Genomic DNA, 14,726 nt, shown 5'->3' with positions numbered 1-14,726 from the left:
CACTAAAGCACTGTTTTAAACAATAGCGCCTACTATGTATGCAAATAACGATGATAAATGCTTACAACTGGCGCTGCAATTTCTTTGAACTCCGACGCAGGTAGTGTTGACGCCTCATTTTGCAGCACTGCCCGATGACCTTCATTTCTCAGCTGGCAATAACTATCAACGAGTTGAGAGGATTGCTCTAGCGTCAGAATTTTATGTTTGGCCAGCTGTTCGAAAATCCGAACATTGTCCGAATAGGTCGTTAACGCTGGAAATTCATGGCTAAAGTTGAGCACTAAATACTGTGCAAGAAACTCGATATCGACTAACCCACCTAAACCATGCTTTAAATCAATATCCGTTTCTGTTGATTTATCGATATGTCCACGCATTTTTTCACGCATCTCAACGACATCTTTTTTTAATCCTTCAGGCTCTCTTGCCATCGACAAAATGTTCCGACGAATTGTATTGAATCGCTCAGCAAGTAATTCATGACCATATATGATTCTTGACCGCACTAATGCTTGGTGTTCCCAAGTCCATGCTTCCGTCAGCTGATAATCGGCGAACGAGTCCACATGGATAACAAGAACACCAGAATTGCCCGACGGCCTCAGTCGCATATCAAGTTCGTATAAAATACCGCTGCTCATGCGTGCGTTAAAAATATGCATGATTTTTTGAGCAAGTTTCACATAAAACTGGCTTGATGATATTTGTTTGTCACCGTTGGTGTAATCGTTTGCATCACTGTCATGGATAAAAACTAAGTCCAGATCAGAACCATAACCCAGTTCGATTCCACCCATCTTTCCATAGCCTATGACAGCAAAACCTTTGTGATCGGTACCAGCGGTTGCATTGGGCTGCCCGAATCGCACGGTAAGTTGTTGCCATGCTTGCTGAATGACCTCCGTTAATATAGCTTCGGCCAATGCAGTTAGATGGTCACTTACTTTCATCAACGGTAATACTTCACTGATATCTGCCGCCGCAATACGCAATTGTTGCGCCTGCTTAAACTGACGTAAGCCCTCCATTTGCGATTCAACATCATCTTCGGGAATTCGCAGCATTGAGTGCTGCAAATCTTCGGTATATTGACTCAGCGCCGGCGGGTTATGAAGTAGCTTGGGGTCAATTAACTCATCTAATAGAATAGGAAATTTCGCAATGTACTCTGAAATCCAGTCACTTTTATCACATAGCTTTATAAGTTGAATTAGCGCACCTTCGTTCTCAAACAAAAGCTCTAGGTACGCGGTACGACTGACAATCTTTGCTAAAACCTGCAGCACGCGAGGCACGGCTTTTTCCTTCATCTGTTGATGGTGAAGTCGCCATAAAACCCGGGGCATTAGTTTATCGAAAATTTGCCTTCCACGCTGACCCATAGTGCGCTGATCAATCTCATGTTTAAAGTCATAGAGACGCTGCCAAGTCGATTGTTCTTGCCAGTGCTCAGCAATATCTTGCTGCCATTTGAACTCCTCTCGAGATTCCCATTGGCTCAACCATAAGGTTTCCCAGATACTTTCAATACTTTCTTGGTTAGGTGCTTCTTCGCCAATGAGCAATGAAAACTCTTTATGAACTCCTTCCATGTGAGCTTTGAGCTGCTCAATAAATACCGACCAGCTATCGATTTGCATGGCCGTGATGAGTCTTAATTGATCGAGCGGTAAATCGGGTAAGGTTTGCGTTTGCTTATCATCAAGTGCTTGAATAATGTTTTCTGCACGGCGTAAAAATCGATAGGCGTTCTCAAGTATTTCAGCACTTTTCTGCGGTAGAAGTGATTCATTGACCAACTCTGGTAATACCGTCAGCAAATTCTTCTGCTGCAGCGCTTTAACTCTGCCACCACGTATAAGCTGAAATACCTGAACAATAAATTCAATTTCTCTAATGCCACCAGCACCAAGCTTTATATTATTCGTAAGTTGTTTTCGCCGCACTTCCTGACTGATCATATTCTTCATTTTGCGTAAGCTTTCAATCACGCTGAAGTCGATGTAACGTCGGTAAACAAATGGGCGCAACAAAGTGGATAACTGCTGTGCCTGTTTGCCACCGCCAATCAGCCGAGCCTTAAGCATCGCGTAACGCTCCCAATCGCGCCCTTGCTCCTGATAATAGTCTTCCATTGCAGCAAAACTGAGCACAAGAGGACCACTCTCACCAAATGGTCTTAAGCGCATATCCACGCGGTAGACAAAACCGTCTGCCGTTTGTTGATTCAGAGCACTTATCAATTTTTGCCCAAGGCGCGTAAAGTACGTTTGGTTATCCAAAGTTTTACGAGCGCCTTGTGTCTCTCCCATTTCTGGATAGACAAAAATTAAATCGATATCCGACGAAAAATTAAGTTCTTCGCCACCTAATTTCCCCATCCCGTAAACCAATAACTCTTGCTCTTCTCCATTTGCATTATACGGTGTGCCCCAGCGTGCTTTACAGTGATTTTTTAACCACTTAAGTGCTGACAGTATTAACGCATCAGCAAGCGAGGATAGCCGTTGTAAAGAATTATCTAGAGAGACTTGCCCGACAACATCACTGATTGCGATATGTGCCATAGCCTCTGTTCGATACAACCTGAGAGCCCGGTGCAATGCCAATTCATCGTCACAGGTTGCCAACAATTCTTCTAACTCTTGATGATAATTTGGCAGGTACTCACGATCGAACTCAGCGCCTGAAAATACCTTATACATAACGTCTGGCGCGAGTTCACATGAGCGAAACAGAAAGTCACTCAATGCTAAGCTAGCAATCGCAATAGTTCGCTTGTTATTGTCTAAAGGAGAAAAAGTGGACCAATGTGCTGCTTCTAGTTGAGTAACTCGTTGCTGGCCAAGTAAATTTAACTGTTCATTGTTATTTACTCTGTCACAAATTATCACAATAATTTTCCTTTCATCCACAATGCAGGAGTGATTTAATCTTGGGGCGATAATGACACAACATGGACATATTATGTCATAAGTGTTATTAATGAATAATAACCATAGCATTTTTAAGGATGAGATGGCACACATGCACAAACTAACTATCGCACTGATCACGCTACTGTTTTTGATAACAGGCTGTGGTGATCCTGTGCAAGAGCAACTTGATGCTCAAATTCCATTAACAGAACAACGCGTTAAACAATTAGGTGACATGCTTGATAATAATCAAGTGCGTAACGCAAAATTGATTACTCAGTACGCTGAACATTTAGCTGGCCAAAAACCACAATTTTTGCCACTGATTGACGAGTTTAAGAAGGACGCTGGTACGCAAGGCCCGATGTATCTCGCTTTACTCGACAGGCTCAAAACAGTCAAAGAGCAGCCACAAATGTTCGCGAGCTCTCAGGCACGCTTTGAAGAGCTGTTGAATATTTATCAAGCAGCAGATCCAATCCTATTTTCAGATGCGCTAAGCGACCCACTCAACGTGTTGTCTGATATGTCTGATGGAGAGCTACCTCGTGTGAATGCCATGTCTAAAAGCCAAAGTTTAGCGGCAAATAATGCACAAGATTTTGGCGTGGGCGAACAACTCATCGGTAACCCATCATATGGCCAATGGCAAACTGATAGCAGTGGCACTTCGTTTTGGATGTGGTACGGCATGTATCGCATGTTAGACGATGTGCTTGATATTGATGGCTTTGGCAAGCGTAAACGCAGAGTTTACTACCATAATTGGGGCTCAAAGCGAAATTATAGCTATTACCATGACTATGGACGAACACGGTTTAGCTCACCAACACAGCTACAAAAGCAAAGCCAAATTGAAAATCGAACACGCAAGTCGTTCCAAGGCGGACAGCAGAAGTTTACCAGTGCTTACGGTAAAAACCGCAGCGGTGCTTCTGGTGTATCGAGTCAAAGCAAAACAGCGCAAGCTAGCGCCAACAAATTTAGAACAAACAATGCAAAGAAAAGCACTTATGCGAAAAGCTCAAACTCAAAATATGCAAAAAGTGCGAGTTTCAGAAACAGCAGCAGTAGCACGACGCGCGGATTTCGTCGCGGCAAATAAGCAGCCAGGAGAATTAACATGCTAAATACATTATTGGATATTACTGCACTAAATTCAGAGTTACTGCTGTTTTTAGCAGTTGACTTACTTATTGCCATAGCACTTCTAAGCGCAATGCGTTTCGTCTCAGGCGTCGCAGCTAAGGTAAACACCACCGACGAATTGGCAAAACAAGACAACTTTGCCTTCGGTATCAGTGTCGCCGGTTCAATCGCGGCATTAGGTATTGCGCTGAATGGAGCAATTACAGGCGATACCGCTGAAAGCTTGATGATGGAAGCTATCGGTATGTTGTCATATGGCTTGCTGGGGTTGATTTTAATTAAAGTTGGCCGCCTTGTTCACGACAAATTTGCCCTCAACCAAATCGACAAAACAGAACATATCAAGGCAGGCAATTTGACAATCGGTATCGTCGATGCCGCTGGTGCTATTGCCACCGCTATTGTTATTCGCGCGGTCTTGATTTGGGTTTACGGTGTCGATATCAACACCTTTATCGCCATTGTCAGTGGTTTCGTAGTTTCACAAGCTATGTTGGTCATTGCGACACGCATTAAAGAGCGCCAATACGCGAGCAACAATCAAGGCGATTCACTGCAAGAAGCGTTTGCAAAAGGTCAAGTTGCACTAGCCATTCGTTATGCTGGCCAAGTGATTAGTACTGCGCTAGCCGTTACTGCTGCAAGCTATTTCTTCAGCTACAGCCCTGAAACCTTAGTCGTCAACCTTGTGGGCTGGTTAGCCTTTGGCGTGTTTATGACACTACTGGTCGCTTTATTGACCTATATCGCCAAGAAGTTAATTTTATGGGGTATCAACTTGGTTGAAGAAGTAGACCAACAACATAATATTGGTGTTGCCAGTATTGAGATGGCAATCAGCATTTCAATCGCATTAATCCTTACGGGTTTAATGGCCTAGAAAAATAGGTAACCACACGCAATATGAATAACCAACGTCGTCTGCTAATAGACGATACCATATTAATCCTAACCATGGCCGTTCTGGCTGGCTGTGGTCTGGTTTATGAATATTTACTCTCTCATTACGCTGGCCGAGTACTCGGTGTAATGGAGAGTACCATCTACACCATGATTGGTTTGATGATAGTGTCGATGGGATTAGGGGCATTTGCGGCCCGAAAAATAAAATGCCCGTTTAACGGCTTTGTGTGGCTAGAGGTCATTATCGCCCTGCTTGGTTGCAGCGCCATTTTGTTTATTGGCGGGGCAATTGCTGTTACTCAACTTTTACCACAAGTGGTGGCGGAGACATTTAACCTTCCGCCAGATGCAATGCCAAGAGGAGGGCTTTTTCAAAGTTTGAGCTGGTTAGCTTTGAAATCTCCTTATTTATTTGGATTTTTGCTGGGTTTTTTCATTGGTATGGAAATTCCGCTCATCGCCAAAATCCGTGAAATATCACATCAAAAACACTTGCAGCACAACTTAGGCACCATCTATGGCGCAGATTATATTGGCGCAGGTATCGGTGCGGCAATTTGGGTGCTGTTTTTGCTTGCCATTGATATTAGCAAAGCAGGTGCATTGACCGCTGCACTTAATTTACTCGCTGGCACAGTATTTATCGCGCGTTTTTGGTCACAACTTCGCTGGCGAAAGGTATTAGTGGCGCTGCACCTTTGCCTAGGATTGATGATTCTGGTGGTATATCAGCACGGCAATAATTGGCTTAACCAAATGAATAATTTGTTGTATTTGGATAAGGTCGTTTATACCGATAAAACACGATACCAGCAGCTGACCTTTACTGAGCGTAATATGGGGTTAAATAACGATACCGTTATCAATTTCTATCTCAATGGTCGTTTGCAGTTCTCATCGATAGATGAAGAAATTTATCATGGCTACTTGGTATACCCTGTACTCGCTGGCTCTGCGCGACACGAAAGTGTTTTAATTATTGGTGGTGGAGACGGCCTAGCGTTGAGAGATGTGCTGAATTGGGGCGCACAAGACGTCACTTTAATCGACTTAGATAGCAAATTATTAGACATTTTTTCAAAGCCCGATAACTACCTGCCTGAAGACTTAGCGTTGAAAATAAGTGAACTTAACGAGCACAGTTTAACGGATCCTCGCGTTGACGTTATCGCTGCAGATGCGTTTTTAGCAATAGATGAACTTATTGCCCAAGGTAAGTTTTATGATGCTGTGTTAGTTGATTTACCCGATCCCAGTCACCCCGATCTCAACAAACTTTATTCTGTTAATTTTTATGCGCGATTAGGGCAGCTTTTATCGGCTGACGGCCTTATCGGTATTCAGTCAACTAGCCCATATCACGCCAAAGACAGCTTTATTGCTATCGCTAATACTCTAGCTGCAGCGGGCTTTAGCGATGTCGAGCAATACCATGACAATGTGCCTAGCTTTGGCGAATGGGGATGGACGATAGGCGCAAAGTCAGGGTTATCGCCTAGCCAACGTTTAGCACAGTTGAATGAAATGCCAGTACAACATTCATGGCTTACGCTGCCAATGATGCTGAACGCCTTTGAGTTTCCTAACGGGTTCTACCGAAACCGATCAGAAATTGGCATTAATTATTTGGGTAGCCATACTATCTATCAATTACATCAAAAAGCATGGCGAGATCAGCAGGGCATAACCCAGTAGCTGGCCTTTCTAGACGCATAAAAGTAACAAAACGTAAAAATTAACTTTCACCAGTTGACATATTATGTCGTAGTGCTAGAGTTAACTACATTGACATATTATGTCGATTAGCAACCAGTGACGTGATCGCCACTTTGCTACTTATTACAACATGAGGATACACATGAACATTCATAAGATAGCTGACCATTTAAATGCGCTAGCAGATAACTCTGAAACCGGGATGGTTTTTGACTGTCAGCCAATATCTGGCGAAGTAGACGTCTTACAAGTCACTATTGTGGGGCGTGAAGAGTTACCGGTATTTGTGTCGGTAACCGATGATCAAATTCTTGCTATCACCTACTTATGGGGTGCAGAAGAAGTTAAACCGGATGCAATCAATGAAATGCACACCAGCATGCTGGAAATGAGCATTCCAATGCCTTTATCTTCATTTTCAAAGATTGGCGACAAATATGTCATTTTTGGCGCTCTTTCGATTAGCTCGACGTTTGCAGATATCGAACATGAGCTCGCTGTTTTAAACAACAACGCTGTCGAAATTATTGACGACATGAGCGACTACTTAGTTTAACCATCATTAGGAGCATTTTATGAGTATTTTCAAAAAAATTATGACCGCTGTCCGTGGTGGCGCTACTGAAGTTGGCGAAGCGATTGTTGACGCAAACGGTACGCGTATTTTCGAACAGGAAATTCGCGATGCGGAAAATCACTTAACCAAGGCGAAACGTGACTTAACCAATGTCATGGCACAACAAATGGCAGCAAGCCGCGATGTTGAGCGTCTGCAACGTGAAATTACTGAGCACGAAGGCTACGCTGCCCAAGCATTAGAGAAAGGTGATGAAAGTCTGGCTCTAGCTGTTGCCGAGAAAATCGCGAGCTTAGAAACAGAATTGTCATCACAGCAAACCGCTTTAACTAGCTTCGAGACAAACGCTACGCGTTTGAAAGAATTAGTGCGTAAAAGTGAACGTCAAATCCAAGAACATAAGCGCCAACTTTCTATGGTAAAGACAACTGAAAGCGTGCAAAAAGCGACATCAGCGATTACTGACAATTTCTCGTCTAGCAATTCTAAATTGCTAAACGCTAAAGATTCGTTAGAACGAATCAAAGCGAAACAACAACGCTTTGACGACCAAATGAAAGCTGCTGAAGCACTAGAAGCGGAAACTGGCGACGGTTCTTTAGAAGCACAACTGAAAGCTGCTGGTATCGGCGCCGCTGATAACAATGCAAGTTCAGTATTGGACAGAATTAAAGCCAAGCAAAATAAAGGCTAACTTCCCAACCCGCTCAGCCTTCTCCCGCAGTAATGAGGGCTGAGCTTTTTTAGGGAGATTCAATGAGTTTCTTCAAAAAAATGTTTGGCTCTGAACAAAAGCAAAGGGCCGTTACACAAGTTAAAGATCTGCAAATAAACGATATTGTCGTTTTTACCGACAGCTTCGCCCTACCCAGCCTTCTGCGCGACCAGCAATTTCAAGTCAGCGCTGTTAATTGTTACGAATACGAGCATCGCACCCAAACAGAGTGGGTATTGATCGGTCAAAGTGACGTCGAACTATTTCTGTCGCTAGAGGTAGACGATAAAACATACCTCAAGTTATCACTCAAAGTAGAACATCACGATGTTGAAACACTGTTCAACTTAGATGCATTTTCTGAGGTGTTTGATGAACCAGGTCAGGCGTTTTTGACACGTCAATCAGACAACGACCATACCCAAGGTTGGAGTGGAGAAGAGTACAAGCAGCAAGCCTTTGCACAAGTGGGCTTTTTCCACCGCAAAGACAACCGTGTCACGCAGCTTTCTCAATTCGAAGGAAGTGAGGCTGGTGAACAATTCGAGCTTTACACGCTGTATGACCAGGATGAAACAAGAGGTATTGATATTGAGGTCTGGGAAGATGGCGATACAGATGTCTTCTTGACACTATTTAGACCGACCACAGATATCGTTGATATGTACCCAGGAAGTTAGCATGAGTAATCGCAAAGTACCTGAAAAGTGGCAGTCAAACGTCAAAGCAATGAAGGCAGTGCAAGTCGCTTTTGACATGGATGAACAGTTTCAATTGGCTATTCGACGAGAGGCATTAGAAGCGGGGTTGAGTCCTTCAGATCAGATTCGCACGATATTAGGCTTACCGACAAATAAGAGACCTAAGCGTCCACGATTAACGGTGAGTCTCTCGCCTGACGATTACGAAGTGCTTGCGGAAAAATATGGCTTAGATGCCGATCAGCAACTGGAAATTAAACGTAAACTGATGGATGATTTGATATTGCATGTAAAAACAAATATCGAATAACAACACATGAAAGATAAAATGCGAATGTATACCGTTGATAGTTACGGTATTCGAAATTATAACTCTTTTTACCTTCTGCTTATTACGCTTGTCGTACTTTACATTCTTATCGGTTTATTCTCGATCGCACTTGTGCAGGTAGAGTCTGTCGTCGAGCACAGCAATATTAAAACCTTTAAAGACGCATTTTGGACGCTGCAAATGAGTGCAAGCACCATAGGATTTGGTGATTTCTACCCTGTAACGTTCGCAGGAAGATTAATCGTTGCTGCTATGTTTTATATTGGGGTTGGTATGGTCAGCTTTGTTGGCGCTCAATTTATCAATAAATTTGTCGGCTTTTCCGATACCAACGTCAAGAACCGAGAACTGCGTAAGCAAAACGCTGAAATTCTTGAACACAACAAGCAGCTTGAAGCAAAAGTCGACCAGCTTGTTGCTAAAGTTGAGCAACTTATCGAAAAGTAAGCACTAACCGTATTGCGCTGAGTTTTCGCTATGTCATACTAACCTTGACGGTTAACACGTTGAAAGGGAAATAATTATGATAAAAATGACAGTAATTGCAGTCGCATCAGTAGTACTTTTCACCGGTTGTTCAAATACAGGTGAAATGGGTCATATGACTCGTAAGATTGATAACTTAACAGCCCGTGTTCAAGCACTTTCTGAACAGGTTAACGAACTGAAGGCTCAACAAAAGCAACAAGGTAAGGCTATAGAGACGCTGAACACACAAAGCCACGACGCTGCTATGGCAGTGGAAAAAGCAAATCAACGTTTAGACAATATGGTCGCTACTTACAAAAAGTAAACTAGTCTGAAATCACCTCAAGGACTAAACCAGAAGGTTGCATGTAGTCCTTAAGGTGCTTATCTATCAATTCTTCGCCGACAAACTTTTCCAATAAAACCTGATTTTCCGCTATTTGTTTTTCCTGCTCATCAGACGTTAACGGTTGATGCACTTCAAATAATTTTCTACCACTAGCTTCAAATGACATTTTAAGTGGCTGATCAATAATTTTTACACTCGTATTTAGCGGGACATTGTCGTAAAGCCATCGAATATCATCATCATACATGCGAATACAACCAGAGCTTGCTCGCGTGCCGACACCAAAACGCTGATTAGTGCCGTGAATCAAATATTCGCTGGTTGCCAAGCGAAGCGCATACTTACCGAAAGGGTTATTCGGGCCCGGTAGCACTTCATCTGCCAACTCAATGCCTTTTTCCTCGAGATAGCGTTGTTTCATTTCAGGCCCTGGACGCCAGATAGGATCTTTTCGCTTTTCACCAATGTAAGTTGTCGTTCTAGGCGTTTCTAAACCCAGCCTACCTATACCAACAGGAAAAACATGGACAAGTGGGTGTTCTGGGTCAAAGTAATAAAGCCGTAATTCCGGCAAGTTGACAATTATCCCCTTACGTTCACCAAAAGGAAGTAACATCTGTGCAGGAATAATTACTCGGCTTCCAACAGCGGGTAAATAAGGGTCAATGTTCGGATTGGCTGCCAACAGCGCTAAAAACCCAACATTATATTGTTCAGCTAATACCTGAAAAAAATCACCTTCACCAACAGGGTGGACAACAGGCTGACCGATTAGTCGTTGGTTTTCCGGCGGTAAAATATAAGTCGCCGCTGCAGCACTAATGCTTGCTAAAAAAAAGGGTAAAGACAAGCAAAAGGCGAGCATACTGCTCGCCTTTTTGTTGTAGGAACTGATATTTAACGCCAATATGGTTCCACCTGAATAGCTGATTGATACGACTGGTTAATTACCATAACCAAGTTTTCTATTTTATTAGCGAGCCAGCGAACAAGTTTGTCAGGAATAGCATCGATAGCATTTAACTGTTGCTGAAGCAAAGACAGGGTTGCTAACTCTTCGATACCATAAAATACATCAAGCCATTGGCGACGATATTCAGCTCTTAGTTCACCATTGAATAAACTGCCATACCAACTGCCCGTCAATAAACTCGAATACAAATGGTGCTGCATCACAATGAACTCGAGACTATCTAACTCGTGTTTATTGCCGCTAATCGACACTAAAGCCTTTAGGCTCTTCTCCAAATTTGAACGAGAGAAATCTTCTATTACTCTCGGCTTTTCTGACGGTTTAACCACAGGAGACAGAATAAATTTGAGTAACTTTAACTGCAGTAAGTTAATGACCTTACCAGACAACAGCTGCTTTATCTCTTGTTCATTGGGAAAGCGGCTCCGCTCTAGTTTTAAAGTACTGACAAGTTGATTGCTGTACTCAAGCTTCTTGCGATAATGGCCCGAGCGAAGTGTTAAATCATTGATGTGAATAGCGCTTTCTAGCCAGCTAAAGCTCTCCATCGATTCTTTAACAAGACTGGTAAAGCGATCAAATTTGTCTTGTTCAATAAGCTCTTGATGTAAGCTAAAGCCATGATCAATAAAGGTTAACGCTTGAAAAACGCATTTTAAATTAGGTAACGTCGGGGTTTGTATTGTACTAGCGATTGCTTGTTGCAAAGAGCGTAAGCCTTGTTCCAATCCAATAAGCATGGCTTTTTCAACAGATAATGATGCACTCAGTGATACCTGTTCAATGTCTCGGTTGTCTAGAGAATCAGAAAAAGTTTGGCTTTCTTGGGTACTTTCATCCTCTTCGACTAATCCTTGCTGCCAAAGTTTGTAGCCTCTTGCCGCTTTACTCTCTGTACCCGCAGTCACATTAAAGCGATCAATTAACAATTCTGCCAAGGTAAAAATAGCGTCACGCTCACCTTTTACCAGTTCAAGCTCTATTTCATTGATATCAAGAGTCTGACCTTGCGATTCAATTTTACCGTGGTCATATGCTACCTCTATTTCAGAGTCACCAATAATCACTTGCCAGCATTCGCGAGTGAAGTTGGTACTAAACACAGATACTAACTCTTTTTGTAAGTCCTCGACACTGGCATTTTCCGGCCAGATTTCACTGGGAAATAAAGACAATGTAGGAAATGTATCATCGATTTCTACATTGTACTCTGGACGTTGATGCAATCCACCAATCGTGGTGCCGGCTGTTTTTATGGTTTGTTCTGTGTAATCACCAACACGACGGACTCTAAGACCCATATCAAATGATCTCAACGAGCGTGCTTGCGTGTCGAAATAGGTATTAGATAAATGGCGAGTGGTATGGGTATGCAGTAACTGTTTGTCAGTTAATAACGCGGTAAATCTATCAGCGACGTCCAAGTCGGCAACTAGATATTTAAGCTCTATTTCAGTAGACATTTGATGTCGCAGGTTAACGATTACCCGGACCTAATTAGAAACCAGAAAAACAGATTACAAAAGCCAATTTTAACAAGCAAGTTATTTTACAATTTAAATAGTCATCAACCAGTTAATTTTCCTGATGTGCTATTGCACCTAACGCCACAAAGCCCTAATATCGGAAACATAAATTCTAATTATGTTTTCAATTGGTTATCTCATGAGGAAATTAGCGCACTTATTGGCGTTAGCGTTAGCAAGCATTTCTATTCAAGCTGGCGCGCAGGAAGCTGAAGCTAACTTCGACGACGGTTTTATCTCAGATGAATTATTCATATACATGCATGCGGGTGCTGGTACCAATTACCGAATTGTTGGCAGTATTACGGCAGGTACACAGGTAAAACTCACTGGCGAAGCACGCAACGAATACACACAAATAATTGACGACAAAGACCGCACAGCTTGGGTTGAAAGCAAATTTGTATCAACAAAGCCAGGTTTACGTCATGTCGTCGCTGAATTGAATGGTCAATTAGCGACAACGAATGAACGTGAATCTTCACTGCAAAGCCAAATCAGTACATCTAACAATGAGTTAGCAAATGCTAATGCAAACGTTGAGCGGTTAAGTAATGAACTTGCAACGCTGAAAAAAGATCTCGCTTCTGCAGAAGCTAAAGTGGCAAGTCATGACATGGATATCAAAAAAGAATGGTTCTTTAATGGTGCCATTGTAATGTGTATAGGTATTTTGTTAGGCATTTTATTACCTAAATTAGGTGGTCGTAAAAAGTCGTCAATGGACAGTTGGACCTAAACGTTATTACCCCAGAAAGCCCTGCTATTGCAGGGCTTTTTTATATCTATAGCGCATTAAAGCTGTGCTATCATTCAATTTTTCGAATTACCTGTTAATCACACTATGCATATTATTTTTGACGTTTTACACCTTTACTACTTGCCTCAATACTTGCCTGTTTATAAAGAATTAAAGCGCCAAAACGGTTCAGCGAGTTTCGTGTTTTATCATGACATTCATGATCAGGTCATTAAGGGAATTATTGAAGCAGAGAACTTGGATGCTATATGGGTAGACAATCAGCAGCAAGCAACTGAATATTATTTAGAGCAAAAAGCAGATTGGGTTTTCTTTGCCAATTCCTATCCACACCTAGACCAAGTGCATACTGTGAGCAAATCCGTACAGCTTGGTCATGGTATAGGCCCAAAGGCAAGTTACTACACTAAGTCTGATACACCAACCACTGTGCGGTTTGTTGAGGGCGCATATCGCACCGCAAGGTTCAATGACATGTATCCGAATGACACTTTTGTTGATGTGGGTTTTTGTAAGCTTGACCCGATTATCAACCAAGAAGGAGCAGGCTTCGACCTAAGTTCACTTGGTCTAGATCCCAGCAAGCCAACCATCGTATATGCGCCAACGTTTTATCCTAGTAGTATCGAGCGCTTTCCAAAACACTGGCCAACAGAGTTTGCTGAGTACAATATACTAATAAAACCTCATTACTTTTCTGTAGCTAAAGAAAAGTATCGCAAACAGCAGCAATTATTAACGCATTGGGCGAACTACGAAAACGTCTACCTAGCTAAAGTAGAAGACTATTCACTTGTTCCTTTTTTAGCATCAGCCGACTTGCTAATCAGTGATGCATCATCAGCGCTATTCGAATTTGCTGCACTGAATAAACCGGTTATATGGTGTGACTTTTTAAAGCTTAGATGGAGTTACCGAGGTCCTCTTAGCTATCGCTTTAAAAAGCGCATGGATCAAGATTATGGTGAATATGCCGATATTGCTGCCCACGCAAAATCATACAAACATTTAAAGCAGCTCGTTGATAGTCATTATCAAAATCCGGCACAGCTAGAGTCCGTTCGTTTAGCGTTTACTGAGAAATTGGCTGGCAAACTTGATGGCAAAGCAAGTAAGCGCATTGTTGAGTATCTACTCAGCCATTGATCGCTATGTTACACTTGCCGAAAAAGCGGTGCCTACCGTCAATCACGTCATTTTCAAAAGGTAAATCATGAAAAAAATTGGTTACACAACTGGTGTGTTCGATATGTTTCACATTGGTCATTTAAACGTTTTAAAACGCGCGAAACTTGAATGTGATTACTTAATCGTAGGCGTAACCAGCGACGAATTGTCGATGAAGGCAAAAAACAAGCAACCTATTATTCCATTTGCAGAACGTATGGAAATAGTCGAAGCAATCAAGTTTGTCGACGAAGTCGTTCCTCAAACAAGTTACGATAAAATGGAAGCTTGGAACAATCTCAAGTTTGACCGAATGTTTGTCGGTGACGATTGGAAAGGCACAGAAAAGTGGAACAAGATAGAAGAAGAGTTTGGTAAAGTTGGTGTCGAGATCCTCTACTTCCCATATACCACACATACTTCAAGCACAATATTACGTAAAGCCCTTGGCGATTTAGTGAAATAAACAA

General features: G+C 42.3%; 15 protein-coding genes. 12 read left to right on the top strand and 3 right to left on the bottom strand.

The window, feature by feature from the left end; genetic code table 11:
* Positions 1–32 precede the first annotated feature (32 nt).
* Complete coding sequence (gene glnE / locus ACFSJY_RS17010) at positions 33–2,897, bottom strand: bifunctional [glutamate--ammonia ligase]-adenylyl-L-tyrosine phosphorylase/[glutamate--ammonia-ligase] adenylyltransferase (protein WP_386037061.1); 2,865 nt, start codon at positions 2,895–2,897, stop codon at positions 33–35.
* A gap of 91 nt (positions 2,898–2,988) precedes the next feature.
* Here glnE and ACFSJY_RS17005 point away from each other — a divergent pair, with 91 nt between their 5' ends.
* The 9 genes from ACFSJY_RS17005 to ACFSJY_RS16965 all read left to right on the top strand — a co-directional run bounded on the left by ACFSJY_RS17005 (position 2,989) and on the right by ACFSJY_RS16965 (position 9,806).
* A complete protein-coding gene (locus ACFSJY_RS17005) occupies positions 2,989–4,026 on the top strand; it encodes a hypothetical protein (protein WP_386037058.1) in 1,038 nt (345 codons plus the stop codon).
* 18 nt (positions 4,027–4,044) lie between these two features.
* On the top strand, positions 4,045–4,950 hold the full coding sequence (locus tag ACFSJY_RS17000) for a DUF350 domain-containing protein (RefSeq protein ID WP_386037055.1): 906 nt from the start codon (positions 4,045–4,047) through the stop codon (positions 4,948–4,950).
* Positions 4,951–4,973: 23 nt separating this feature from the next.
* Entirely contained in the window at positions 4,974–6,668 is a 1,695-nt protein-coding gene (locus ACFSJY_RS16995) for a polyamine aminopropyltransferase (protein WP_386037052.1), read from the top strand.
* A 163-nt stretch (positions 6,669–6,831) separates the two neighbouring features.
* Positions 6,832–7,245, top strand: coding sequence for a YjfI family protein (locus ACFSJY_RS16990; protein ID WP_386037049.1), 414 nt, complete (start codon positions 6,832–6,834; stop codon positions 7,243–7,245).
* A gap of 19 nt (positions 7,246–7,264) precedes the next feature.
* Complete coding sequence (locus tag ACFSJY_RS16985; protein ID WP_386037046.1) at positions 7,265–7,960, top strand: PspA/IM30 family protein; 696 nt, start codon at positions 7,265–7,267, stop codon at positions 7,958–7,960.
* A gap of 62 nt (positions 7,961–8,022) precedes the next feature.
* Entirely contained in the window at positions 8,023–8,661 is a 639-nt protein-coding gene (locus ACFSJY_RS16980) for a hypothetical protein (RefSeq protein WP_386037043.1), read from the top strand.
* A 1-nt stretch (position 8,662) separates the two neighbouring features.
* The gene (locus ACFSJY_RS16975; RefSeq protein WP_386037040.1) at positions 8,663–8,992 is read left to right on the top strand and encodes a hypothetical protein; all 330 of its coding nucleotides are present in this window, start codon (positions 8,663–8,665) and stop codon (positions 8,990–8,992) included.
* A gap of 6 nt (positions 8,993–8,998) precedes the next feature.
* A complete protein-coding gene (locus ACFSJY_RS16970) occupies positions 8,999–9,460 on the top strand; it encodes an ion channel (protein WP_386037037.1) in 462 nt (153 codons plus the stop codon).
* A 76-nt stretch (positions 9,461–9,536) separates the two neighbouring features.
* Positions 9,537–9,806, top strand: a complete 270-nt coding sequence (locus ACFSJY_RS16965; RefSeq protein ID WP_386037034.1) for an Lpp/OprI family alanine-zipper lipoprotein — start codon at positions 9,537–9,539, stop codon at positions 9,804–9,806.
* Position 9,807: 1 nt separating this feature from the next.
* Here the strand turns inward: ACFSJY_RS16965 and ACFSJY_RS16960 are convergent, their stop codons facing one another.
* Together ACFSJY_RS16960 and ACFSJY_RS16955 are read right to left on the bottom strand one after the other, a co-directional pair.
* Positions 9,808–10,695 (bottom strand): L,D-transpeptidase family protein, encoded by an 888-nt coding sequence (locus tag ACFSJY_RS16960; RefSeq protein ID WP_386037031.1) that lies wholly within the window; start codon positions 10,693–10,695, stop codon positions 9,808–9,810.
* A 32-nt stretch (positions 10,696–10,727) separates the two neighbouring features.
* A complete protein-coding gene (locus ACFSJY_RS16955; protein WP_386037028.1) occupies positions 10,728–12,266 on the bottom strand; it encodes a CYTH domain-containing protein in 1,539 nt (512 codons plus the stop codon).
* A gap of 202 nt (positions 12,267–12,468) precedes the next feature.
* On the opposite strand from ACFSJY_RS16955, the gene ACFSJY_RS16950 reads away from it, so the two are divergent.
* The 3 genes from ACFSJY_RS16950 to ACFSJY_RS16940 all read left to right on the top strand — a co-directional run bounded on the left by ACFSJY_RS16950 (position 12,469) and on the right by ACFSJY_RS16940 (position 14,722).
* Positions 12,469–13,068, top strand: coding sequence for a TIGR04211 family SH3 domain-containing protein (locus ACFSJY_RS16950; protein WP_386037025.1), 600 nt, complete (start codon positions 12,469–12,471; stop codon positions 13,066–13,068).
* A gap of 105 nt (positions 13,069–13,173) precedes the next feature.
* Complete coding sequence (locus ACFSJY_RS16945) at positions 13,174–14,235, top strand: CDP-glycerol glycerophosphotransferase family protein (protein WP_386037022.1); 1,062 nt, start codon at positions 13,174–13,176, stop codon at positions 14,233–14,235.
* A gap of 67 nt (positions 14,236–14,302) precedes the next feature.
* Positions 14,303–14,722: an FAD synthase family protein gene (locus ACFSJY_RS16940; RefSeq protein ID WP_386037019.1), complete on the top strand. Its 420-nt coding sequence runs from the start codon at positions 14,303–14,305 to the stop codon at positions 14,720–14,722.
* Positions 14,723–14,726 lie beyond the last annotated feature (4 nt).

The organism is Thalassotalea euphylliae (assembly GCF_042682785.1).
GTDB classification, from domain to species: Bacteria; Pseudomonadota; Gammaproteobacteria; order Enterobacterales; family Alteromonadaceae; genus Thalassotalea_F; species Thalassotalea_F euphylliae.
The sequence above is the reverse complement of the archived record's forward strand: the minus strand, read 5'-3'. Positions and strand labels throughout refer to the sequence as shown.

Coding starts and splice junctions, on each gene's coding strand:
- ACFSJY_RS17005 (WP_386037058.1), top strand. CDS start 2,989: ATGAATAATAACCATAGCATTTTTAAGGATGAGATGGCACACATGCAC.
- ACFSJY_RS17000 (WP_386037055.1), top strand. CDS start 4,045: ATGCTAAATACATTATTGGATATTACTGCACTAAATTCAGAGTTACTG.
- ACFSJY_RS16995 (WP_386037052.1), top strand. CDS start 4,974: ATGAATAACCAACGTCGTCTGCTAATAGACGATACCATATTAATCCTA.
- ACFSJY_RS16990 (WP_386037049.1), top strand. CDS start 6,832: ATGAACATTCATAAGATAGCTGACCATTTAAATGCGCTAGCAGATAAC.
- ACFSJY_RS16985 (WP_386037046.1), top strand. CDS start 7,265: ATGAGTATTTTCAAAAAAATTATGACCGCTGTCCGTGGTGGCGCTACT.
- ACFSJY_RS16980 (WP_386037043.1), top strand. CDS start 8,023: ATGAGTTTCTTCAAAAAAATGTTTGGCTCTGAACAAAAGCAAAGGGCC.
- ACFSJY_RS16975 (WP_386037040.1), top strand. CDS start 8,663: ATGAGTAATCGCAAAGTACCTGAAAAGTGGCAGTCAAACGTCAAAGCA.
- ACFSJY_RS16970 (WP_386037037.1), top strand. CDS start 8,999: ATGAAAGATAAAATGCGAATGTATACCGTTGATAGTTACGGTATTCGA.
- ACFSJY_RS16965 (WP_386037034.1), top strand. CDS start 9,537: ATGATAAAAATGACAGTAATTGCAGTCGCATCAGTAGTACTTTTCACC.
- ACFSJY_RS16960 (WP_386037031.1), bottom strand. CDS start 10,695: ATGCTCGCCTTTTGCTTGTCTTTACCCTTTTTTTTAGCAAGCATTAGT.
- ACFSJY_RS16955 (WP_386037028.1), bottom strand. CDS start 12,266: ATGTCTACTGAAATAGAGCTTAAATATCTAGTTGCCGACTTGGACGTC.
- ACFSJY_RS16950 (WP_386037025.1), top strand. CDS start 12,469: ATGAGGAAATTAGCGCACTTATTGGCGTTAGCGTTAGCAAGCATTTCT.
- ACFSJY_RS16945 (WP_386037022.1), top strand. CDS start 13,174: ATGCATATTATTTTTGACGTTTTACACCTTTACTACTTGCCTCAATAC.
- ACFSJY_RS16940 (WP_386037019.1), top strand. CDS start 14,303: ATGAAAAAAATTGGTTACACAACTGGTGTGTTCGATATGTTTCACATT.